32 protein-coding genes are annotated in these 23,296 nt (G+C 30.4%); 13 read left to right on the top strand and 19 right to left on the bottom strand.

Annotated elements, in window-relative coordinates:
- The 15 genes from B5E75_RS14945 to B5E75_RS09880 all read right to left on the bottom strand — a co-directional run.
- Positions 1 to 122: AAA family ATPase (locus tag B5E75_RS14945; protein ID WP_338037074.1), on the bottom strand; the 122-nt coding region annotated here is incomplete at its 3' end.
- A 108-nt stretch (positions 123 to 230) separates the two neighbouring features.
- Entirely contained in the window at positions 231 to 941 is a 711-nt protein-coding gene (locus B5E75_RS09815; protein WP_087358774.1) for a GntR family transcriptional regulator, read from the bottom strand.
- Positions 942 to 1,005: 64 nt separating this feature from the next.
- Positions 1,006 to 1,548, bottom strand: a complete 543-nt coding sequence (gene yfcE, locus B5E75_RS09820; RefSeq protein WP_087358776.1) for a phosphodiesterase — start codon at positions 1,546 to 1,548, stop codon at positions 1,006 to 1,008.
- Positions 1,545 to 2,303 (bottom strand): exodeoxyribonuclease III, encoded by a 759-nt coding sequence (locus B5E75_RS09825; RefSeq protein WP_087358778.1) that lies wholly within the window; start codon positions 2,301 to 2,303, stop codon positions 1,545 to 1,547. Before B5E75_RS09825 ends, yfcE begins: the two co-directional genes overlap by 4 nt.
- Positions 2,304 to 2,330: 27 nt before the next feature.
- Positions 2,331 to 2,945 (bottom strand): GyrI-like domain-containing protein, encoded by a 615-nt coding sequence (locus B5E75_RS09830; protein WP_087358780.1) that lies wholly within the window; start codon positions 2,943 to 2,945, stop codon positions 2,331 to 2,333.
- A 128-nt stretch (positions 2,946 to 3,073) separates the two neighbouring features.
- Positions 3,074 to 3,595, bottom strand: coding sequence for an anaerobic ribonucleoside-triphosphate reductase activating protein (nrdG, locus tag B5E75_RS09835; RefSeq protein WP_087358782.1), 522 nt, complete (start codon positions 3,593 to 3,595; stop codon positions 3,074 to 3,076).
- A gap of 2 nt (positions 3,596 to 3,597) precedes the next feature.
- Complete coding sequence (gene nrdD, locus B5E75_RS09840) at positions 3,598 to 5,778, bottom strand: anaerobic ribonucleoside-triphosphate reductase (RefSeq protein ID WP_087358857.1); 2,181 nt, start codon at positions 5,776 to 5,778, stop codon at positions 3,598 to 3,600.
- 223 nt (positions 5,779 to 6,001) lie between these two features.
- Positions 6,002 to 6,271, bottom strand: a complete 270-nt coding sequence (locus B5E75_RS09845; RefSeq protein ID WP_087358784.1) for an acylphosphatase — start codon at positions 6,269 to 6,271, stop codon at positions 6,002 to 6,004.
- Between the two features lie 71 nt (positions 6,272 to 6,342).
- A complete protein-coding gene (locus B5E75_RS09850) occupies positions 6,343 to 7,065 on the bottom strand; it encodes an ABC transporter permease (RefSeq protein WP_241146656.1) in 723 nt (240 codons plus the stop codon).
- Positions 7,065 to 7,916 (bottom strand): ABC transporter ATP-binding protein, encoded by an 852-nt coding sequence (locus tag B5E75_RS09855; RefSeq protein ID WP_241146657.1) that lies wholly within the window; start codon positions 7,914 to 7,916, stop codon positions 7,065 to 7,067. The genes B5E75_RS09850 and B5E75_RS09855 overlap by 1 nt, the downstream gene beginning before the upstream one ends.
- A 226-nt stretch (positions 7,917 to 8,142) precedes the next feature.
- Complete coding sequence (locus B5E75_RS09860) at positions 8,143 to 8,553, bottom strand: hypothetical protein (RefSeq protein ID WP_087358788.1); 411 nt, start codon at positions 8,551 to 8,553, stop codon at positions 8,143 to 8,145.
- 111 nt (positions 8,554 to 8,664) lie between these two features.
- A complete protein-coding gene (gene galE, locus B5E75_RS09865; protein WP_087358790.1) occupies positions 8,665 to 9,669 on the bottom strand; it encodes a UDP-glucose 4-epimerase GalE in 1,005 nt (334 codons plus the stop codon).
- Positions 9,666 to 9,929 carry a thioredoxin domain-containing protein gene (locus tag B5E75_RS09870; protein WP_087358792.1) on the bottom strand — a complete coding sequence of 88 codons (264 nt, stop codon included), beginning with the start codon at positions 9,927 to 9,929 and terminating at the stop codon, positions 9,666 to 9,668. The genes galE and B5E75_RS09870 overlap by 4 nt, the downstream gene beginning before the upstream one ends.
- A 1-nt stretch (position 9,930) precedes the next feature.
- Positions 9,931 to 10,413 carry a peptidylprolyl isomerase gene (locus B5E75_RS09875; protein ID WP_087358795.1) on the bottom strand — a complete coding sequence of 161 codons (483 nt, stop codon included), beginning with the start codon at positions 10,411 to 10,413 and terminating at the stop codon, positions 9,931 to 9,933.
- Positions 10,410 to 10,694 (bottom strand): hypothetical protein, encoded by a 285-nt coding sequence (locus B5E75_RS09880; protein WP_087358797.1) that lies wholly within the window; start codon positions 10,692 to 10,694, stop codon positions 10,410 to 10,412. The genes B5E75_RS09875 and B5E75_RS09880 overlap by 4 nt, the downstream gene beginning before the upstream one ends.
- A 139-nt stretch (positions 10,695 to 10,833) precedes the next feature.
- Between B5E75_RS09880 and B5E75_RS09885 the strand changes: the two genes are divergently transcribed.
- Both B5E75_RS09885 and B5E75_RS09890 read left to right on the top strand, forming a co-directional pair.
- Complete coding sequence (locus tag B5E75_RS09885) at positions 10,834 to 12,891, top strand: elongation factor G (RefSeq protein ID WP_087358799.1); 2,058 nt, start codon at positions 10,834 to 10,836, stop codon at positions 12,889 to 12,891.
- Between the two features lie 121 nt (positions 12,892 to 13,012).
- Positions 13,013 to 14,374 (top strand): C40 family peptidase, encoded by a 1,362-nt coding sequence (locus B5E75_RS09890; RefSeq protein WP_241146658.1) that lies wholly within the window; start codon positions 13,013 to 13,015, stop codon positions 14,372 to 14,374.
- A 53-nt stretch (positions 14,375 to 14,427) separates the two neighbouring features.
- Here B5E75_RS09890 and B5E75_RS09895 read toward each other — a convergent pair whose 3' ends face one another.
- The 3 genes from B5E75_RS09895 to B5E75_RS09905 are packed head-to-tail and all read right to left on the bottom strand — an operon-like array spanning position 14,428 to position 16,402.
- On the bottom strand, positions 14,428 to 15,147 hold the full coding sequence (locus B5E75_RS09895; RefSeq protein WP_087358801.1) for a glucosamine-6-phosphate deaminase: 720 nt from the start codon (positions 15,145 to 15,147) through the stop codon (positions 14,428 to 14,430).
- Complete coding sequence (locus B5E75_RS09900; protein ID WP_087358803.1) at positions 15,144 to 15,770, bottom strand: 4Fe-4S dicluster domain-containing protein; 627 nt, start codon at positions 15,768 to 15,770, stop codon at positions 15,144 to 15,146. The genes B5E75_RS09895 and B5E75_RS09900 overlap by 4 nt, the downstream gene beginning before the upstream one ends.
- Positions 15,767 to 16,402 carry a rubredoxin-like domain-containing protein gene (locus B5E75_RS09905; protein WP_087358805.1) on the bottom strand — a complete coding sequence of 212 codons (636 nt, stop codon included), beginning with the start codon at positions 16,400 to 16,402 and terminating at the stop codon, positions 15,767 to 15,769. Before B5E75_RS09905 ends, B5E75_RS09900 begins: the two co-directional genes overlap by 4 nt.
- A gap of 736 nt (positions 16,403 to 17,138) precedes the next feature.
- Here B5E75_RS09905 and B5E75_RS09910 point away from each other — a divergent pair.
- The 9 genes from B5E75_RS09910 (at position 17,139) to B5E75_RS09950 (ending at position 20,474) form a co-directional block, all read left to right on the top strand.
- Positions 17,139 to 17,417, top strand: coding sequence for a hypothetical protein (locus B5E75_RS09910; protein WP_087358807.1), 279 nt, complete (start codon positions 17,139 to 17,141; stop codon positions 17,415 to 17,417).
- A gap of 16 nt (positions 17,418 to 17,433) precedes the next feature.
- Positions 17,434 to 17,949, top strand: a complete 516-nt coding sequence (locus tag B5E75_RS09915) for a relaxase/mobilization nuclease domain-containing protein (protein WP_087358809.1) — start codon at positions 17,434 to 17,436, stop codon at positions 17,947 to 17,949.
- Between the two features lie 29 nt (positions 17,950 to 17,978).
- A complete protein-coding gene (locus B5E75_RS09920; RefSeq protein ID WP_087358811.1) occupies positions 17,979 to 18,149 on the top strand; it encodes a helix-turn-helix domain-containing protein in 171 nt (56 codons plus the stop codon).
- A gap of 407 nt (positions 18,150 to 18,556) precedes the next feature.
- The gene (locus tag B5E75_RS09925) at positions 18,557 to 18,727 is read left to right on the top strand and encodes a helix-turn-helix domain-containing protein (RefSeq protein WP_206413982.1); all 171 of its coding nucleotides are present in this window, start codon (positions 18,557 to 18,559) and stop codon (positions 18,725 to 18,727) included.
- Between the two features lie 88 nt (positions 18,728 to 18,815).
- Complete coding sequence (locus B5E75_RS09930; RefSeq protein ID WP_087358815.1) at positions 18,816 to 19,097, top strand: hypothetical protein; 282 nt, start codon at positions 18,816 to 18,818, stop codon at positions 19,095 to 19,097.
- Positions 19,098 to 19,232: 135 nt separating this feature from the next.
- Complete coding sequence (locus B5E75_RS09935; RefSeq protein WP_087358817.1) at positions 19,233 to 19,526, top strand: DNA-processing protein DprA; 294 nt, start codon at positions 19,233 to 19,235, stop codon at positions 19,524 to 19,526.
- Positions 19,527 to 19,544: 18 nt separating this feature from the next.
- Positions 19,545 to 19,937 carry an LOG family protein gene (locus B5E75_RS09940; RefSeq protein WP_087358819.1) on the top strand — a complete coding sequence of 131 codons (393 nt, stop codon included), beginning with the start codon at positions 19,545 to 19,547 and terminating at the stop codon, positions 19,935 to 19,937.
- On the top strand, positions 19,934 to 20,281 hold the full coding sequence (locus B5E75_RS09945; protein WP_087358821.1) for a DUF2958 domain-containing protein: 348 nt from the start codon (positions 19,934 to 19,936) through the stop codon (positions 20,279 to 20,281). Before B5E75_RS09940 ends, B5E75_RS09945 begins: the two co-directional genes overlap by 4 nt.
- The gene (locus B5E75_RS09950; protein WP_087358823.1) at positions 20,274 to 20,474 is read left to right on the top strand and encodes a hypothetical protein; all 201 of its coding nucleotides are present in this window, start codon (positions 20,274 to 20,276) and stop codon (positions 20,472 to 20,474) included. Before B5E75_RS09945 ends, B5E75_RS09950 begins: the two co-directional genes overlap by 8 nt.
- Before the next feature lie 10 nt (positions 20,475 to 20,484).
- Here the strand turns inward: B5E75_RS09950 and B5E75_RS09955 are convergent, their stop codons facing one another.
- Complete coding sequence (locus tag B5E75_RS09955; RefSeq protein ID WP_087358825.1) at positions 20,485 to 20,817, bottom strand: helix-turn-helix domain-containing protein; 333 nt, start codon at positions 20,815 to 20,817, stop codon at positions 20,485 to 20,487.
- Positions 20,818 to 20,953: 136 nt separating this feature from the next.
- Between B5E75_RS09955 and B5E75_RS09960 the strand changes: the two genes are divergently transcribed.
- A complete protein-coding gene (locus B5E75_RS09960; protein ID WP_087358827.1) occupies positions 20,954 to 22,075 on the top strand; it encodes a zinc ribbon domain-containing protein in 1,122 nt (373 codons plus the stop codon).
- A gap of 54 nt (positions 22,076 to 22,129) precedes the next feature.
- Positions 22,130 to 23,053, top strand: coding sequence for a zinc ribbon domain-containing protein (locus tag B5E75_RS09965; RefSeq protein WP_162607678.1), 924 nt, complete (start codon positions 22,130 to 22,132; stop codon positions 23,051 to 23,053).
- Positions 23,054 to 23,296 lie beyond the last annotated feature (243 nt).

A 23,296-nucleotide genomic window follows, 5' to 3' on the forward strand; every position in this document is an offset into this window, starting at 1 on the left:
GTATACAACATCACCTTATCACTTAAGACATCATCTATAAGCATTGTCTTATCAACATAATAATAATTCTTATCCATGAATTCTTTAAAATTTTCTGTTCCTGTTGTGATACGCTTCATCATGATCTTTCCTTTCTTTTTTGATTACATTATAGCATAATACATCTCAAAAAAACACTCTCCGGCACAATTGTTCTATTAATATAAAAACATGACAAAATAAAGTCATGCTTATTGTTGAATAATAACAGTTTGAAATTCAAAATGGGCATAATGCTGCCTTGATAAAGTATATTCAAATATAGAACCATTGCTTAAATATGAAATCTGTTCTTCTTGAATATATGGTTCATTTTCTTTCAATCCAAGATATTGTTGTTCTAAAGGGGTTGACAAAGCAGCTTGTATAGTTAAATGACAGCTTTGTATTTTTAGCTTTAAAACATTTTCAATATAACTATATATAGAACCTTTAAGATGTTGTAATTTTAAGTTTGGAATCACACTAATAGGAATATATGTAATATCAATTAAATGTGGAACTTTATCTAAAAACCTTAATCTTATAATATGATAAACAAAATCTCCAACATCTATTTGTAATTTTTCTGATAAAAGTTCATCTGCTGGAACAACTTCAAATTCTAGAACATTGCTTGTGACTTCTTTAATCCCTTTATATTGTTCAGTCAAACCACGTCCAAATTTACTTACTGGATTATCCATAGCTGGATCATAATCCTTCACAAATGTCCCAGCCCCACGTCTACGAATAATCAAACCTTCTTTAACCAAAATATCTAAAGCTTTTTTCATTGTTTCTTTATTACAATGATAGCTCATACACAATACATACTCATAAGGGAGTTTTTGACCAAAAGTATATTCTTGATTTTTTATTTTCTGACGAATATCATCAGCAATATCTCTGTACTTTGCCATAAACTCACCTCACCAATATAAAAATACCATACTTTTTATTTAATTTCACGGTTTTTTTATATTTTTATGATAATTTCATGCTTTGAAGCACTTTTTTATCTAAAGTAACAATTTTTAATTCACCATCTTCATAAACTCCAAAACTTTTCTGCCCAGCTTTAGGCAAAGATATAGAAGAAGGATTCAATAAAACAATACCATTTTCTTTCTTTAAAACAGGTTTATGAAAATGACCATACATAAAAATATCTCCACTGTGTAACATTGGTAAATGTGTTTCATCATATAAATGTCCATGCGTTAAAAAGAAGCGATACCCATCAGCATATAATTCACTATAATCCCCACGCATAGGAAATTCCAAAACCATCTGATCTACTTCTGCATCACAGTTACCTCTAACTGCCATAATCTTATCCTTATATTGATTCAGTAGGTTTATAACCTTTTGAGGCTGATAACCTTCCGGTAAAGGATTTCTTGGTCCATGATATAATATATCGCCTAATATAATCAACTTTTCCATCTTTTCTTCTTCATAAATCTCCATCACTTTTTTTAAATCATCATAAGATCCATGAATATCAGAAATAATCATCCATTTCACATTAATCCCTCCATTTTCACACCAACTGGGCAATGATCAGAACCCAATATATCATTATAGATATAAGCATCTTCAATCTGTTCTTTTAAATCATCTGATACAACAAAATAATCAATACGCCAACCTGCATTTTTTTCTCTTGCCTTAAACATATATGACCACCATGAATACTTCTCTAATGTTGGATATCTATATCTAAACGTATCAATAAACCCACTCTCTAGTAACTCAGTAAATTTTTGTCTTTCCTCATCTGTAAATCCAGCATTTTTATGATTTGTTTTATCATTTTTCAAATCAATTTCTTGATGAGCTACATTTAAATCTCCACATATGACAACTGCTTTATTTTGTTTTAATTGACAAACATATTCTCTAAAAGCATCTTCCCATACTTGACGATAGTCCAATCGTTCTAATCCTCTTTTTGAATTAGGTGTGTATACTGTTATAAAATAGAAATTTTCATATTCTAATGTAATCACTCGACCTTCCTGATCATGTTCATCAATACCTAATCCATAAGTGACATTGAGTGGTTCTTTCTTTGTATAGATTGCTGTTCCACTATATCCTTTCTTTATCGCATCATTATAATAAGAAAAATAGCCATCAAACTTTAAATCCAATTGATGCTTTTGCAATTTTGTTTCCTGTATTGCAAAAATATCAGCATTCACAGATAAGAAAAAATCTGCAAACCCTTTATTTAAACACGCTCTTAAACCATTCACATTCCATGATACAAATAACATAATTTTCTCCTCCTATAAAAAAAGGGGCTATACCCCATCCTCCTCAATAGCATATCTTACAATTGTTTTTAATTTATCAACTGGATTCTTTTCAGGATCATTTAAATAAATCTCATGATGAAATCCACTTAGTTTCATTCCTTGAATTGTAATATATTCCATAATCTGTTTGGTTGTATTAATTTCAGTATTATAAGCTCCTTTATGCAACATCTGAACACATCGTCCCTCTTGAAACTTTTTTAAATAAACATCAATAAGATATGGATTATCTTTTTTTAAAGTCACACTTTCTCTAATCATTTCAAAAGTTTGTTCATCAAGGACTTTTGGTTGAGCAATCATCAAAGTAAATTTGATCATCTTTTTTCTTGTGACATCAAATTGACTATTATCATATGTATCCCATAATCCTTCTAATGGAGAAATCAAATACAATAAATCCATTTTTTCCTTAAAATAATCTTTAATTGCCTTAGATAATATATGTAAAGCCTCTGCTTTCAGTTTAAATTCTTCAACGTTAGGATTTCCAATTCCATCAACCATTAAAAAATTAAATTCTGGTACATCAACAACATCTATTTTTTTGGTTGAAGCATCATATTGCTTTTTATACTCTCGTCTAATGCCTTCTTTCACTTAAAATCCTCCCTTCACTGCCATTACATTATATATAATTTTCTAAAAAATATCTACTTATTTTAGGATTTTTTTATTTTTTATCACTTCTTTTTTTGTTTTTCACACAAAAAAAGTGATTTTTTTAATCACTTTCCATCCCATAAAACAACCATATGAGCTTGATTTGTTCTCTTTATATCAATAATTCTTTGATTTTCAGAACCTCTAAATTTCAAACGAATATTCTTTTGATCAACTAAAAAAGGACCATCAACCAAGATATCTAAATAATTTAATATTTCATCCGTATCCTCTCCATAGACTCTCCCACCAGGTTGTAAATCTTCATACAGATAACCTGTATAACACCAAATATCCTTATCCGGATACTTTTCATGAACCTGTCTTAATAAAGGTAATAAACCTTTTTGATTTACAAGTTCCATTGGCTCTCCACCTAACAATGTCAGACCTGAGATATGTTGAGGCGCTAATGCCTGTAATATAAAATCAATTGTATCTTGTGTGAAATCTTCACCATATTGAAAATCCCAAGCAATCTCATTAAAGCAATCAGGACAATGATGAGTACAGCCCGAAACAAAGAGTGATACTCGCACTCCTGTTCCGTTGGCTATATCTACAGTTTTAATCGTTGCATATTTCATTTTTATAAATGAAGTACACGTTCCTTAATTTCTTGTGTACGTCCCTGATTCCAGAACTGTGTTCCAATATATCCACATGTACGTCTGGCAACGCTCATCTTATCCTGATTTGTATTTCCACAATTTGGACAAATCCAAATCAATTTTCCATCTTTATCTTCTTTAATTTGAATTTCACCATCATAGCCACATTCCATACAATAGTCACTCTTTGTATTCAATTCTGCATACATAATATGTTCATAAATATGCTTCATAACAGCTAAAACAGCTTCAATGTTATCTTGCATATTTGGCACTTCAACGTAGCTAATTGCTCCTCCTGGAGATAATTTCTGGAATTGTGATTCAAAAGTTAATTTTGTAAAGGCATCTATTTCTTCAGTAACATTAACATGATAACTATTTGTAATATAGTTTTTATCAGTCACACCTGGAATCTTTCCAAAACGTTTTTGTAAACATTTTGCAAACTTATAAGTTGTTGATTCAATTGGTGTTCCATATAAACTAAAATCAATATTTTCTTCTGCTTTCCATTTCGCACAGGCATCATTTAAATGTTGCATCACTTCTAAAGCAAATGGTGTCGCATCTGGATCAGTATGTGATTTTCCTGTCATATATTTCACACATTCACAAAGACCGGCATAACCTAATGAGATCGTTGAATATCCACCATATAGTAATTGATCAATTGTTTCACCTTTTTTAAGTCTGGCAAGTGCACCATATTGCCATAAGATTGGTGCAACATCACTGACAGTCCCTTTTAAACGATTATGACGACACATTAAAGCTTCTTTACATAAAGCCAGTCTTTCATCCATAATACGCCAGAATTCTTTCATATCACCTTGTGATGAACAAGCAACATCTACTAGATTAATAGTCACAACACCTTGATTAAAACGTCCATAATATTTAGGTTTATTTGTCTTTGGATCAACATAAGGTGTTAAGAAACTACGACATCCCATACATGTATAACAATGTCCTTCATTATTTTTATCCACTTTTAATTCCAGCATTTTCTTTTCAGAAATATAGTCTGGAACCATACGTTTTGCTGTACATTTCGCTGCTAATTCAGTTAAATACCAATATTTGCTGTTTTCACTAATATTATCTTCTTCTAAAACATAAATCAACTTAGGGAAAGCTGGTGTCACATAAACACCTTTTTCATTTTTAACACCTAAAATTCTTTGATTTAATGTTTCTTCAATAATTAAAGCCAAGTCATCTTTAATTTGTCCATCAGGAACTTCATTTAAATACATAAAAACTGTCACAAATGGTGCTTGACCATTTGTTGTCATCAACGTAATGACCTGATATTGAATCATTTGAACACCACGATTAATTTCTTTACGTACACGATATTCTGCCAATTCGTTAATCTGTTCTTCACTGACAGGAATATTTTCCTGCTCAAATTCTTCACGGACTTCTTTTCTAAACTTTTGACGACTGACATCAACAAAAGGAGCAAGATGTGACAAGCTAATACTTTGTCCCCCATATTGTGAACTTGCAACTTGAGCAATAATTTGTGTCGCTATATTACAAGCTGTTGAAAAGCTTTTTGGTCTTTCAATCATCGTTTCACTAATGACTGTTCCATTTTGTAACATATCTTCCAGATTAACTAAACAGCAATTATGCATATGTTGAGCAAAATAATCTGAATCATGGAAGTGAATAATTCCTTCTTCATGAGCCTTCACAATATGACCAGGCAATAAAAGACGTTTTGTAATATCTTTACTGACTTCCCCTGCCATATAATCTCTTTGCACACTATTGACAGTTGGATTCTTATTAGAATTTTCTTGTTTTACTTCTTCATTTGCACATTCAATCAAACTTAAAATCTGTTCATCAGTTGTATTTGATTTACGTACTAATGCTCTCATATAACGATATGTAATATATTTTCTAGCTACTGCAAAAGCATTCAATTTCATAATTTCATTTTCTACAAGATTTTGAATTTCTTCAACATTCAAAGCTCTTTTCATCTTTTCACATTGATACTTCACATTATTTGTAATATTATCAATATCTTCATCCGATAATCTATCTTTACCTACAACTTCATTATTTGCTTTTTCAATTGCAGCTGTAATCTTTGTCTGATCAAATAAAACTTCTGCTCCATTACGCTTAATAATTTTCATAAACATCCTTCCTCCTTAGTCTTGTACCTGTAAGTTTACCATAATCCTCAGTTCAAAAAAAGGAATATGCTCTATAGGTCCACAGTTTTTTCTTTGTTCACAAACAAAATCAAAAAACATTGATAAAAACAACGTTTTTTGATTTTTATAACTTTCCTATGAAAATAACTATCCCTATTATAACCGATATTTTTTAAAAGAAAAGACTTGACATGATAAATAATTAATATTTCAATTCAAATCCCTTTTCTTCTTTTAAAATCTCTAAATCTTCCATCATACATTCGTCGATACGTATATAACGTATACTTTTCATATGATCAATAAGCTGCTGAATACGTACCCACTCACCTTGAATACATGCCTCAACATCCCCATTACTCAAATTTCTTACCCATCCTGTTAAATGCAGACGTGTCGCTTGTTGATAAACTGTAATACGAAAACCAACCCCTTGAACACGTCCTTTAAAAATAATATGTTTTCTTACCATAGACTCACCTTCTTTTTCTTATTTTATCATTTTCAATGAATGAAAAAAAGAGAAATCAATACAAGATTTCCCTAATCATCTAATCCTTTTTTCTTGTAACCATACATAAAAGCAATAACACCCAAAATAATCCATACGATACAAACAATTATAGCTATCACTGTATCTTGATTAAAGAAAGGCTGCTTTGTTGATAATTGTAAATAAAGTGTTTGGAAAGAAGTTGTTGGAAAAATAACTGCAATTTTTTCAATCATCTCATTCAGTTGACTAAAAATAGGTGGCAGCATTAAGAAAATCATCAAAGGTGAACTTAAGGTTCCAGCACTCATTTGATCTTTAGAAAGCAAACCTACCAAAGCACCAAAAAACAAGACACTTAATGATGCTAAAATGTAAAAGATAAGAAAATATACGAAATATCCTATTGGTTCTTGACAAACAAGGAAAATAAGGATTCCATCAATTAGCATCAAAACCAATGCAACAAAAGCTTTACTTAACAAAAAATCAGCTGCGCTGACATTAGCTAACATTAACGAACGCAAAGTATGTTTTTCTTTTTCCTCAGCTACCATATTAGCTAAGACATTCAATGGAATAATAGAAATAGTCATAACGATGCACATCACAATGACAAAACTCCCTGTTGCTTCTTGAAGTATATCTCCTAATAAAAACTTATACATGACTCCAAATAAAACGGGCAAAGCTAACATTAAAAATACATTTTTATTCACAAAACAATTTTTCAAATCTTTCATAAACAATGCTTTACAAATACGTATATTCATTATGATTCCTCCTTCGTCAATGTTAAAAAGACTTCTTTTAAAGTTGGCTCAATTGAGTGAATCATTAATAATTCATCAATCTGTTCCAATTCCTGCTTTAAAAGTTTTAAATCTAAAGGAATCGTATAATCCTGCTGAGTTGTTTTAATACGAATCTGTTTCTTAGAATATTTCAGTTTGAGAGCTTCAGGTTGTCCACTTTCAATAATATGTCCATGATTCAAAAAGGCTACACGATGACACATTTCATCTGCTTCTTCCATATTATGAGTTGTTAAAAAGACAGTTGTCCCTTTCGCATTCAGTTTTTTGATGATTTCTCTCACTTCATTTGCTGTGGAAGGGTCCAAATTAGCTGTAGGTTCATCTAAAAATAGAAGTGAAGGTGAATGAATAATTGTTCTAGCAAAGATTAATCGTTGTTTCATTCCTTTTGATAATTGACTAACCAACTGTTTTTTCGCCTCTAATAAATCTACTTCTTCCAAGACTTTTTCAATACAGCTTTTATCAATACCATAGATTTTTGCAAATAACAACAAATTATCATAAACACTCATCTTTTCATATAAACCACTATTATCACTCATAATCCCTATTTGACTTTTGATTTTTGAAGAAAAAGGACTCTCTTTCAATATCTGAATCTCTCCTCCATCACTTTTTAATTGCCCCGTCAATAATTTAATCGTTGTTGTTTTTCCAGCCCCCGAAGGACCTAAAAAGCCAAAAATTTCCCCTTTTCGAACTGAAAAATCACATCCTTGTAAAGCAACAGTTGTCTGAAACCTTTTTGATAGTTGTTTGACTTCAATCACATTTTCTTCCATCATATACCCTCCTTTTTTCATTATATACCCCCCCTCCGACATTTTTTGCAATAGAAAATATCATTTGAGGTTTAAATCATTTTTATCTTCTCACCCTTATAGATTTCATACATTTTTCTACTTCTAGAATATCATAGCCATTTTTCATAGGCAAGTATCAAATAATTAAATAAAACAAACAAAAATGCGACAATGAATCGTATTTTTAATATCAATATTTCAAAGAAATGAAGTTTGAAATCAATTCTTATTTTCTATGCCAGTGATAATAAAGGAATAAATTATATCCTAATAGACTTATCATATTTCCTATAAGGAAAAGAAGAAAAGGAATTCCATCTACCAACATATAATAAATCTTTGGAGGATAAGCTTCTGGCAATATATATAAACAAATAAAACTAGCAATAATCAATATAAACCAAACAATCAAACAGATGATATCCATCTTCCTATTATTTTTATCCAACAACAACATTCCATTCCAAATTGATGTCATAATCCCTAATTCTATAAATACCCATGTGATAGTCAAAAAATAATTATGCTGTGATATAAAAGTCAATATATCATAACGAATGTATTGATAATATAACATCAACATCAAGTAAAAAACAGGAAATATCAAAATATAAATCTTTTTTAAAGTCTTTTTCATTATCAATCACCTCTCTACTTTCAGTATATCATTTTTCATTCAATGTTTCATAAATATATCATTTCATCAAAAAAGCTGTTAACTTCTACAGCTAACAGCTTTCCTATATTTTTATTTTTTGTTATGAATGATGAAGTTATAAGCATCTTTGCACATATCTTCTAATGATTTTTCAGCAACCCATCCCAGTTCTTCTCTGGCCTTAGCTGGGTCTGCATAACAAGTTGCTATATCTCCGGCACGTCTTGGTTTGATTTCATAGTTGACTTTGACATTGTTTGCTTTTTCATAAGCTTTCACAATATCTAAAACACTATAACCATGTCCTGTTCCTAAATTATAAGTATAAACACCATGATCACCAACAAGTTTCTTTAAGGCTTTGACATGTCCTTTTGCTAAATCTACAACATGGATATAATCTCTGACACCTGTTCCATCTGGTGTATCATAGTCATTACCAAAGACACCTAAACATTCTAATTCACCAACAGCTACCTTAGAAATATAAGGCACAAGGTTATTAGGAATACCATTTGGATCTTCACCTAATAAACCACTTTCATGAGCACCAATAGGATTGAAATACCTCAATAAAACAATATTCCATTGATCATCAGAAATATAAATATCTCTTAAAATATTTTCAATCATTAATTTTGTTGTTCCATAAGGATTTGTTGTTGGACCTAATGGAAAATCTTCTTTGATAGGTACTGTATGAGGATTTCCATATACAGTTGCACTTGATGAAAAGATTAAATTCTTACAGTTATATTTTCTTAATAATTGACATAAAACAAGTGTACTCATCAAGTTATTTTGATAATATTCCATTGGTTTTTGAACAGACTCACCAACAGCTTTATAACCTGCAAAATGAATAGCACCATCAATTTGATGTTCTTGAAAAACCTTTTCCATAGCTTCTTCATCACAACAATCCACTTCATAAAAAGCAGGTCTTTTCCCTGTAATCTTAGTGATATTGTCCAATGCTTCTGGCTTAGAATTGTAAAAGTTATCTACAATCACAACTTCATGTCCTTCCTGCATTAACTCAACAACTGTGTGGCTTCCAATATATCCCGCACCACCTGTGACTAAAATTTTCATTCATTTTCCTCCTTTAAATAGTCCTCAAATATCTTTTGAATTTCTTCTTTTGTCACTGCTCCTTCATGAAGTTTTCTTTGACCTTCAAAAAAACAAGGAACATAATAATAATCATAACGATCAGCCAATTCACTTTGTTCACTTTCTTCAATCGTTTCTATAGGAATCTGCTGATATTGATTATTTTGCTGATAAAGTTCTTCTATCCATTGAAATGCCTGACGACAATAAGGACAGTTTTTTAAATAAAATAATTTCATCTTAAATCAACCTCATTGTTTTAATAACGACTGGTTCTAATGGACAATCTCTAGCATCCGTTGCCACATTAGCAATTTCATCAATCACATGTTTTCCCTTCGTAATTTTTCCAAAAGCAGCATACTCTCCATCAAGATGAGGTGCATCTTCATGCATAATAAAGAATTGTGAACTTGCTGAATCCTTAATCATTGTACGTGCCATTGAAAGCACACCTCTGGTATGCAATAATGGATTATCGATACCATTACTTTTAAATTCTCCTTTAATTGCTGGTGTTTCATGAATATGCATATCTTTATCATAGCCACCACCTTGAATCATAAATCCCGCAATGACACGATGGAAAATCAACCCATCATAAAAATGACTTTCAATTAAATCAACAAAATTTTTCACAGTACGCGGGGCAATTTCAGGATATAACTCACCCGACATCACTTCACCATTTTCCATTTCAATTTCAAAATCTATTGTTTTCATAATTCGTCCTCTTTCTCCTCAATCATACGACGCTGATCGGTCGTATTTTCTTTTTTCTTTTTTAAATAAAACTTTACACCAAAAAATAACACAATCATTGCAATAAGACATAACAACAAATGAACAATTTTTCCCATTTGTTCAAATTGATATGCTAAAGCAACAGTTAAACATAAATTCAAAATCAATAAAGCACCTGTTGTTTTTATTCTCTTATTATAAAGGCAATCCAATGCAAAAGCATTCGATAAAAACAATATAATAATTAATCCAACTTCCATGTTTTTTCCTCCTAGTGTTATCATAACATCTTTTTCTATAAATTTCACTATAATTATGCTGTAACCGTTTTCATTATTTTATAAATGTGTTAGAATAAAAGAAAGATATTCCAAAAAATATTAAAGGAGCGTGATGATAATGAGAGCTTATCACTCAAACGAAATTGGAAATGTCGTTGTGTTAGGTCACTCTGGGAGTGGCAAAACCAGCGTGATTGAAGCGATGGCTTATCGTGCTGGTTTAACAAACCGTATTGGAAAAATTGAAGATGGAAACACAATTAGTGATTATTCACCAGAAGAAATCAAAAGACATTCTTCAGTAGGATTGTCTATTATTCCATTAGAATGGAATAACTGTAAGATTAATTTATTAGACACACCCGGTTCTTTTGATTTTGTTGGTGAAGTTGAAGCCGCTTTAAAAGTTGCTGAAAGTGCCTTGATTGTTGTTCCGGCAACAGAAGGAATCAGTGTTGGAACAAAGGAAGCCATGCATAAAGCTTATGATAAAGCCAAGATGATTTATATTAGTGGGCTGGATTATCCAAATGCTGCTTACCAGCAAAAATTAGAAGATTTAAAAATGACATATGGAAAAGCGATTGCCCCTATTCAAGTTCCGATTATGGAAGGAAATAAAATGGTTGGTTATGTCAATGTTGCAAAAATGGAAGGACGTTATTTTGATGGCGAACAAACACATCCTTGTCCTATTCCAGATGATATGTGGGATGAAATTACACCTATTAAAAATATGATTGATGAAGCTGTAGCGAATACAAATGATGAATTATTAGAGAAATATATTAATGAAGAACCTTTCACAAAGGAAGAAATTTCTTGGGCTTTACGTCAAGGTGTTATGAATAAAACATTGATTCCTGTTTTATGTGGAACAAATCAGATTGGAATTCAGATTATTTTAAATTCAATGGTTGCTTTCTTTAGTGCTGCTGGAGATATGGTCAATTCTATGGTTGTGCATAATGAGGAAACAGATGAAGATGATTTAATTGGTTTTGATGAATCTTTAGCACCATCTTTATTTGTATTTAAAACAATAGCTGATCCTTTTGTAGGGCGCATTTCTTTATTTAAGGTTTGTACAGGTTCTATTCATGCTGGTATGACTTTATTCAATGTTCAGAAAAAAGAAGCTGAGAAATTGAATAAAATCTATATTATGAAAGGTAAGGATTTAGTAGAAACAGATTGTTTAAATGCTGGAGATATTGGTGCTTTATCTAAATTATCTTATACTCAAACAAATGATACATTATGTACTTTAGATTATCGTATCACTTATGAAACAATCTTATTCTCTCAACCTTATTATGGAAAAGCCATTAAACCTGTAGGTAAAGCGAATGAAGAAAAGATTACCAATGCTTTAAATAAACTTTTGGAAGAAGACAAAACATTAAAATTTGAAAACAATCCAGAAACAAAACAACAATGTATCTATGGTATTGGAGATATTCATATTGATAGTGTTGTTTCTAAATTAAAAGAAAGATTTAAAATTGATGTCACATTAGATAATATTATTATTCCTTATCGTGAAACGATTCGTGGTCAAGTGACACAACGTTATAAATATAAGAAACAATCTGGTGGTCATGGTCAATATGGTGATGTAGAAATCACATTTGAACCTTTACATGATTATACTGTTCCATTTGTATTTGAAGAAAAAATCTTTGGTGGTGCTGTTCCTAAAGCTTACTTCCCTGCTGTAGAAAAAGGTTTAGTGGAAGCAACAAAGCATGGTATTTTAGCACAGTATCCTGTTTTAGGTATTAAAGCAACTTTGATTGATGGTTCATATCATAGTGTTGATTCTTCTGAAATGGCATTTAAAACAGCAACAATCATGTGTTTTAAAGAAGCAATGGAAAAAGCAAAACCTGCTTTATTAGAACCATTTATGACTTTGCATGTTTATATTGATGAAAAATTTACGGGAGATATTATGGGACACTTCAATAAAAAACGTGCCCGTGTGATGGGTAGTGAAATCTTAGAAGATGGTTTAATTAAGATTACTGCTGAAGCCCCACAGGAAGAAGTCATGAATTACGCTGTTGATTTACGTGCAATGACACAAGGTCAAGGCTTCTTTGATATGGAATTTCTAGGATATGAGTTTGCACCTGAACATGTGACAAAACGTGTGATCGCAAACCATCAATAATGTAAAAAAGGAGATAACAAAGCGTTATTTCCTTTTTTCACATCATTCACACAATATTCCAACAATAATTATTTGACAGTTTCTAAAAATGCTTTAGAATAAAGATAAGGAGGAATGTGATGTGTTGAAAAAGAAAATCATTGTTTCATGTTTATCATTCAGTCTGTTTGCCTGTCTATTTGCAACATCCTACCATGTCAAAGCAGTAGATTTTGAAGGAAAAGAATCTCAATATATCAAATTATGTTCTTCTTCTAAACTCACAAACAGTCAACAAAAAACATGTAAAGAATTTAATAATTATCTCTATGACAAAAATAAAGAATTAAAAGAAGAAGCATCTCAAGCTAAAGAAGATGCCCAAAATACAAAAGAGGATATTGCCCAAATTGCTCAAAAGATTACCGAAATAGATACAAAGATAGAATCAGCTGAAAGTGAATTAGATTATGTACAAAAAAATATTGAAAAATTAAAAAAAGAAGTACAAGAACAAAGTGAAAAACTTCAAGAACGTTTGTATAGTATGCAAACAACACTTAATTCAAATATTTTTACAACATATATCTTTGGTGCTGATACTATTTCTGATTTCATGAGCCGTATTATCAACATTAAAGAAATTACCAATTATGATAATGAACTGATTGATCAAATCAATGAAAATATAAAAGAAGTACAAAAACAAGAAACAACTTTAAAGAATTTAAAAGCATCTCTAGAAGATGATAAAAAAGAACAGGCAAGTCTGCAAAAAACATTCCAGGCAAAATTAACTGAACAAAATAAGACAGTTGCAAGTAACACATCTCAAGCAGCGAAAAACCAAGAATCTATTGAATCTATTCAAAAGAACTTAGCCGCTATCCAAAAAGCATCTGATGCTTCAAAAGTGAACCATGTTTCTCAGGCAACACCTAATAAAAAACCATCTTCTAGTCAATCAACCCAAAAACCATCGCAAAATGAATCAAGCAATACCAATGATGATTCTTCTCAAAAAGAAGAACAAAAAGAAGAACAAAATCAAGAAGAAAATAATACATCTTCTGATAGCAATTTATCATCTAATGAAGAATTAGGTTTAGCTATTGCTAATAAGGCATTAACACGTCAAGGTTATATGTATGTATGGGGTGGTTGTCATACAATGAGTGAAGTTAAAAATCCAAATCAGACAAAATTTGATTGTTCTGGTTTAGTTTGCTGGGCTCATTATCAATGTGGTGTAAACATTGGTGTTCAATCAACCAAATGGAATCTTGCAACAGCAGGGAAATCTGTATCAAAAGCGAATATACAGGCAGGAGATATTATTCTCTTTAGTGACAATGGAGCCTTTAGTGGTGTTCATCATGTAGGAATCTATATCGGAGATAATAAAATGGTTCATGCTCCTTCAACAGGAAAACCTGTTCAAGTTGCTGATTTAAGTTATAGCTATTGGCAAAATGAATGGTATACTTGCCGTCGTTTATATTAGACATCATCATGATGTCTTTTTTTCATGATAAAAGGCGATACAATGATCGCCTTTTATAATCGAGATTCATCTTCAATTGACAACAAAGAAGCTGCTGCTTCATCACAGATCACCGTAAAATTAGGATGAAGCTTTAAAACTGTTGCAGGAACTTCTTCATTAATAGGTTCTTCAATAAAACGTTTAAAAATTTCTGCTTTTTCATGACCATCTACAATCATGACCAGATGATTGACACGCATCAAACTCTTAGCCCCCATCGTAATCGTATAAGGTTGTCGTGGTCTTTCACCATAAGTTGGATTGACTGCTAATTTATCCTTATATTCCATACAGTAAGTATAACTATCAAATTGTGTACAACGTGGACAATTCCCACAAAAATGACCATCATGTCCTAGACCAATCACCATGACATCAATGCCTCCAGCTTGACGAATCTGCCAGTCATAATCATGCCAGTTATCAAGCGTGATACGATGAATATGTTCTTCTAAAATATGTGCCGGTTCAAAAAACATCTCTTTCATTTCAGCCCAGTTTGTTCCATATTTTTCACCAATAAATGGATTTTCATCAAATAAATAATATTCCACATCCTTAAATTTCTTTTGATCCCTTACAAGAGGAATCATCATTTCATATAAAAGACGTGGTGTTCTTCCCGATGTCAATGAAATATTGACTCTTTTATCTTGTAACATAGCACCAAGTAAAATATACATAGCACTTTCACTCATGGCTTTGACATCTTTTTCAATAACTAATTTCATAATGATCCTTCCTTTTCTATTCTTTCTAATTGTTTTTCTGTTGCCTTGCAAATAGGACAAACAGGTGTTTCATTATTTTTAACTTCAAAAATGGCACCACACACAAGACAATGATATTGAATCGTAGTAACTTCATGAAATGATATCTTTGTTAATAAGTTTTGAGCAACATCCGTTGGAAAATCATCACATGGAGGATTTTCTACAAAAGATTCAAGTAATTGCTGGGTATTAGCACTTTGAGGTAACATAAATCCTGCTTCACGCATGATATCTTCATGAACCAAGCGAATAGATTTTACAAATGCCTTCATTAAACGATACAATTCATCATTATGACTATTCATCAATTGTCTGGCAAGTTGCTCCTGCTTCGCCTTTTGTGTTGTTAATGTATGAGATAAATGAACAAGAGAAAGGTCTTTTGATTGTTGAGGTGGATAAGTCAGTGGAACAAGGGAGATAGCTCCACTTGGACATGCTTTGGCACAATCACCACATCCAATACATTTTTTCACATCAATGATACTGTCTTCTGTATCTGTTGCTCCTACTGGGCAAACATAAAGACAAAGGCAATCTTTTGTACATAAGCGAATATTTCTTACAGCTATGTATTTCATCCAGCCTCCCTCCCCTCTATTTTTTCAAATTTCCATGCTGGAACTTTACACACCGGACATAATTCTGGTGCTTCATCTCCAACAAACACAAAACCACATACTGAACATACCCAGACAGATGTATTTTTCAAAAATGCTCCTTGATCTTGATGATAACGCATTAATAACGAATGCAAAATAGCTGTTACCTTTTCACCCCAGACACAAATACGTTGTGTCCCTCGATCAGCTACCTGCTTTGCATATCCATGTAAAGCAGGATAATATTGTGATAGATCTTCCTGCAACAACTGTTCTAAAACGTCTACACTCGCATTATCTTCATTTTCTACATGTGCTGTGAACAAATCAGATAATGTTTTCAAAAGCAAAGCTTCTTCGTCTTTATATTGTTTTTCACATCCACGCTGTAAATTCGAACAAATCGCTGCCAATTCTCCTAAAGAATAAACTATATCTCCTTCTGTTGATATATTCATGTCAGTTGTCTTTGTTTCTTTTTCTTCTTTGACAAACAAAGACTGATCAGCTTTACATATAGGACAGACCCATGACTCTGGCAATTGTTGAAACGTTAAATCTTCTTGACTTTCATCATAAACATATCCACAAATAGAACATACATATTTCATGACAAAACCTCCTTCCTTTTTATTGATTGTCCTTTTCTTTATTATATAATGTAGATATATATTATTCATTAAAAACAATACTTTTCAAAAAGAAAATCAATATTTCACTGAAAAACCTTCAAAAGAAATTATATTATATTTTTAGACAAATAAAAAAACACTGATTTGATCAGTGCGTTTTAACATTGGTAGTCCGTAGGGGATAAAACCAATATTTTATATGAATTGATATAATTCAATATATGTTGATATAATCAGCACTTTTTGGATTTTGAATTATTATGAATTGTTACAAATTTATACAAGTTCATCTAAATGAGTGTCGAGCGAGTGTCGCGAGAGTGTTGTAAATTAATATGTAAATTTTTAATTTTAACTACTTTTAATATAGACTTAAAAATACTTTTTCAATTCTTTTTAATTTAATTGGATATATACTAATGATATTATAATAAATACAGTTTGTAAATATGTGGATAAAACATATTTCCTTGTTTTTTGTAATATCATGCTAACGAAATGCTAATGAGTTATAAAAAGGATTATGATAAGTAATTACTAAATATAGTATATATAATTATGCTATTTAACTATAAAAGTATCTAGATATAAATAAAAACTCATATTTAATTTTTAATCACGCTTAACATCATTATAAAAGTATGTATTGATGTTGGGAATTTTTAGTGTCCGACATTTTGACATACTTTGGTAAACATATCTAGGAGGATTAAAAATGATGAGAAAAGATAAAATAACAGTAAGAGTTACAGAAGATGAAAAGAGTAGATTTAAGGATTATTGTGACAATATAAATTTAAGTCCTAGCAGGGAGTTAAGACAACATATAATCAATGTACTTAATTATAAGGAATCACATATACCAATTAGTAATGGTAGAAATATCAACATATTATTTATGAATATTTATAATATTGTAAACAACTGTGAATGCAATGATAAAGCCAGAAATGAGTTGCTGAAATTGTTAAATGAACTGGAAAATAATATTTAAGTGGAGGTATGAGGCAATGTCAAAACTAATAGTAATGAATGGAAGATACAACAATTCTGACTGTATAAGGAATCTTATCAATTATATAACTACGGACAAGGAAACAAGTCATGTCTTAACATACGACGGTTTTGGAGTGAATAATCTGAATAGACAGACAATGATAGATTCTATGATGAAAAGCAAAGAGAGAGCAGATAAAGTAAATGGTAAACAAGCATATCATCTTGTTATTAGCATATATAGAATTAGAAATCCCATGTCTAGTGATAGAAAAATAAATTATGGACATAGCATCCTATATGATATTGGATATTACTTTTTTGAAAGAAATATTCAATCTGTTTTATCACTTCAAGATGAAATTGAAGGGAACTGGCACAATATTCATATACATTGTGTCATCAATTCGGTTGATATGCATACTGGATTGAAAATAACAAATACTAGATCACTATTCGAGCATCTTTTGTCTATGCTGGCATATGAATATCCATATTTGAAAATGGACAACTATGTTACATATGAATAAATATAACAGTATTTAAATATAAGGAGGACATGTTTATGGATGATATTGATTTTTATACTGTAGATGAAGTAAGCGAGATATTAGGGTTATCAAACCAGACTATAAGAAAACTTATCAGGAATGGTCAATTATATGCAATCAGATTGGGAAGAGTATATAGAATTCCTAAATCTTCACTGGCTCAATTAAAAAGCAGATAAGAAGTCAGCTTAGGTCGCAGTAGGTAAAGGCATCTATACAAAAGGATCTAATATATATGGTGCAACTCACCATATGCAATGTGAGAACGGTTCGAAATCGAGGATAGTTCCATAAGTGGGAAACGTAATCCATAGAGGCGATTAAAACCCATATTGATATAAAAGAATGTAGCTTAATATCTGTTGATATAATCAATTTTTTCAATTTTAACTACTTTTTGATACAGACCTTAAAATACTTTTTTTCAGTTCTTTCTAGCTTATTGAGTCATCATTAAAATTGAAAGTAAAATAATATTGGGAGTTGACTCCTTTTATTTTTATATTGAAAAAGCATTCTATAATAAGCTTTTACACTTTTTAAGAGAGAACTTTAATATCCTTAAATGAGAAGGAGTACGATTCTCATGACAAATGAGCAATTATTAACAGTTGATGAAATAGCTTTTATATTAAATGTATCTACTCAAACAGTTAGAAAGCTTATAAAGAAGAAACAATTGATTGCTATTAAAGTTGGAAAGAATTATAGAATTTCATGGGATAATTTAAATGATTATATATCAAGAACAATATAAAAAACGTTATATCATTACAAATGTAAGTATATAATTCTTCAATTATATATTATATATATGAATATAAAATTGAAGGAGGTAATAAGCAATGAGTGAACTTTATATTCAAAACGTTATTCGCAGTCTTAAACAATTAGAGATTGCAAAGGAAAAAATTGATAAAGAAATCAAGGAACATGAAAGTGAGATCAAGAAGTACATGCAGATGTATAATTTAGAAGAACTTCATGGAATGAATGGGGAGAAGGCAATTTATAAGGAGATTCTTGGTCGAAGATTTGATACCAAGAGTTTCAAACAAAACTTTGCAGAATTGTATTATTCTTATATGAAAGATACAAAAAGTCTTAGATTTAAGTTCAGTTATTAGGAGGATAATGCAATGGGTAAAATGGTTTTTGCTATACTGACAGCTATTGCTGTCTATATTTTTGAAAGAGATAATGGTTAGGGATTAGCATGAAGCTAATCCCATTAATTTTTATGATGAAAGGAAAATAGAAAAATGAATATAAGAGATTTAGTATTATATTTTGCATTGAAGTATGAAGGTGATTTCAATAGGATATATGATGCACTTTCAAATAAGGAAAAGTTTGATGGAGAAGCATTATGTAAAATGAAGGAACAGCTAGATTGTCAGTATATCAGTATATTTGATGAGGAATATCCATCAGGATTAAGGAAAATCAACTGTCCACCATTTGTGCTTTTCTATAAGGGAAATATTGATTTGTTAGATGAAAAGACACTGTGTTTAATAACACCAGAAAGCAATCATTCGACTCAGGAGCTATAGAATCAATTTGTTGATGATATGATAGAAGATGATGAGTTTGTACTGGTTAAGCCACATAGAAGCTCTTTGGATGATTATGCAGTTAAGACTATAAAAATTATGGATAGAGGTATTTCATTCTATGGTGATGTTGATAATATAAATACACTTGTTTTTAGTGAGTATCCTTATTATGTCGAGCCACCAAAGAAGTATCTTCCTTTTTCGTATAGAATTGTCAGTGGTCTAGCAGATAAAATTGTGATGGCTCAATGCTATGATACAAATGAAGATATCATGGCACTTGCTTATGCAATTGAGCAGAATAAAGATGTCTATATGATTGGAAATGAGTATGAGCTGTATGATATATTGAATCAACAGAAAATCAAGCATATTGAAAACTATGGGGAGCTAGAGTCAGCAGTATGAAACTATTGACAAAAGAAATTGAAGAAGAATTATTGAAGTATGGCATTGATGGTCAAAGAGAACTTGTTTTTCATTCTAAGGTCATTGCTAGGTATTTCAATCCATATGGTGTAGGAACATGGCTCATTACTGGTGGAAAAAGGCTTGTGGATGGGGATTGGTTATTATTTGGGTATGTTAGTCTTATATATAATGAATGGGGCTATATATTATTATCTGAACTAGAATCATTGAAATTAGGTAATGAAATTCCCATCATAGAAAGAGATAGATATCTAAGAGAAAATACAACTGTTCATGATGAGTGTGTAAGATTAGGTATCAGGGAATTTGAATATGAATGAACAAGAGTTGGATCAGATATACTATGAACTTGAAGAAATAGAAGCAATATTAGGTATATTAGCTTCGATAGAACATGACTTGCCCCCACAGTACATAGGTATTGTAGCCAGTCATTATCATTGCAAGGTCATCAATATACGTAAGATGATAAAAAAGAAATTAGATAAAATGATACCCTTAGCAGAGCAATGAGCTAAGGGTATTATTCTTCAAGTATTGTTTTTGCAATCTTTATAATGAGATTAAGCTGTTTGTTTGTAGCCTTTGAACATATTTCATCAAGTTGCTTGAGATAATAGTTTTTTTCCAGTGTAGAAGTTCCAGTAATAAGAAATGCGAGGTCTAATTCAAGATAGTTAGCAATGATTGATAATGTATCTAATGTAGGACATGATTTACCATTTTCGATTTTTGATATATAGAATGTAGAAAGGTTAAGATCGTTAGACATCTTTTCTTGAGTAATTTTTGATTCTGTTCTTTTATTTTTAATTCTTTTGCCAATCATGGCATAGTCAATAGTTGAATTAAGCATAAATAATCACCTCGTATATTGTTTATCATACAAATTATTCTCAAAATTAAACACAAACCAATAGAACAAGTTGAATTAATAAGACAATATATGATAAAATATAATAGTGAAAAATTTATTGATGGGAGAGATACTAATGAAATGTGAAAAATGTGGAAATGAAATCAATGATGAAGATGTATTTTGTCAGAACTGTGGTTGGAAAATCGAAAGAGAAAATAAAGTAGAATCAAAAGATAATATAGATGATAGAAAAATAAATAATTCTTTATCTGGTCATAAAAAGAAAAAGACAAAACTTATATTTGCTATAGCCTCTATATTTGTTGTAATCATAGCTGTTATTGTCTTTTTTATGCTCTCAACTCCTAAAGATGTAAAAATAGAAGCTAAAACACTAGCAGAAGAAATATATAATGGTGATGTGGATAAATATAATTCGACTAATTTGTTTGTTCGAGGATATATAGTGAGGGATACAAGAAATGTTAATAATGAAGATGATGGATATTATATGTTGGTATCAGATATTGAAAATTGGGAAACACTTGATACGAGTCAAATGGTAGTATTTCAATATGAAGAAGGATTAAAGGATGATATAGGAACAGGAAGCAAAGTTGTAGTACAGGGACGTTTAAAAATACAAGAGGATTCACCAGACATGAGTATTTTGGTAGGTGAGAATATTGAAATTAAAGAAAGGGTTGATCCTACATATACAGTAGATTTTGAAGAGCTGAACAAAGAATATGTTGGTAAAAAAATAACTATTTCTGGACGTATGATAAATGTTCTTGGAGATGGTCATTATCTTTCTGATATTGATATAAGTCATGCTCTAAGATTAAATGGACTTACAGATGATGAATTTGCATCATATTTTAAAAATGGAAGTTTTGCTACAGTTACAGGAGTATTAACAAATGATGCAGAGATTGATGTTGAAAAAATTGATCAAAATCAATTTACTAAAGATAAATCTTTAGAGTATGGAAAACCAGTTAGAGATTATGTTAATTCCTATGTGAATTTGGGAGAAGAAATAACTGTAAGAGGAATATTTGTAAAAAATGGAAGTTACAGTGTACCATATTCAATACAAGATGATGAAACTGGACAATTTATTTCTCTTTCAGTTCCTTATGAAAATATTGATTTAGATGAATATTTTCAATCAGGAGAATACTGTGTGTTAACTGGTTATATTTCTGAAGGTGGAACAAGTTATGTAATAGATATTACAGCGATTGGCTAGAGGAATGATTGATTATATTACTAATGAATTTTAATGAGAAAGCAGGTACTTGAAATGTATTGTAATAAATGTGGAACAAAACTAGATGACAATGCTAAATTTTGTAATAAATGTGGAAATAAAATAAGAATGAATGATAGTGAAAATACAGAAATCCTAAATGATCATGAAGATGAAGGATGTTTAAATAAAGATGATATTTATAAAAGAGTAATCCAACTATTTGATATGGAAGAGAATAAAAACTTAAAAGTTAAAGTCATAAAAATAATCAAAGAAGAATTTGGCATAGGATTAGCAGAAGCAAAATCAATAGTAGATCAATATATTGAGAATCCAACGAAATTTAAAGATATTTACTTAAATTCAGATAATGTAGATAACTCGGATAAAGCAGAAATTAATATAACAAAAGAACATAAAAAAGATGAAGTAGATAGTACGAATTCATTAGAATCAGAGTTTGTATTCTTATCTAATATTCCTCATAGAAATTTAATTCCGATAATTTTAAATTATATTGAAAAAGGTTTTAATATAATTGTTGGTATTTTAATATTGATTTTTATAAAGGAACAAATAGATGCAGGAGAAAATTTAAAATTTATTATTTATATAATAAGATTTATTGTTAACTTTATTGTGTTATTGTTTTGGGGTGAAGTTATTACTGAGCTTAAAGAATTATTTGGATTGAAATATTCTGACATCAAAGATAATACTACAAAAGAAAAAATTATAACTACAAGTGTTATAAAAATGATTTGTTTAATGATTACTACTTATTATTTCATGAATCCATCAGATATGACTGTATTGGAGCTAGGAGGAGCGATAATAAACGATTCATTTATCGAGGCATTAATTGACACAATATTTGCATTTAAGGTTCCAGTAGTATTTTGGATTTTATCGGGTATTGTAGATTTCATTAAATATAAAAAATATATTATAAAAAAAGAAGAGGATGTTGAATAAACTATATAATTCTAATTATATAAAATACATTGTTTATGCAAAATTATACCCTACCCTACAAGTGAGTTGCTAAATATATAAAAAATTTATCCTTATATTTCAACATTTTTGAAGATTGAATAGTATTTTATATTTTAAAACATTACATTTCATTTAAAGCCTTGTGGACATATATGTTCATATGTCTAAGTGTTAATTGGTCAATATTAGAGATGAGATTATAATAAAAGAGATTAAGTATGT

The organism is Massiliimicrobium timonense (assembly GCF_002160865.1).
Classification (GTDB): Bacteria; Bacillota_I; Bacilli_A; order Erysipelotrichales; family Coprobacillaceae; genus Allocoprobacillus.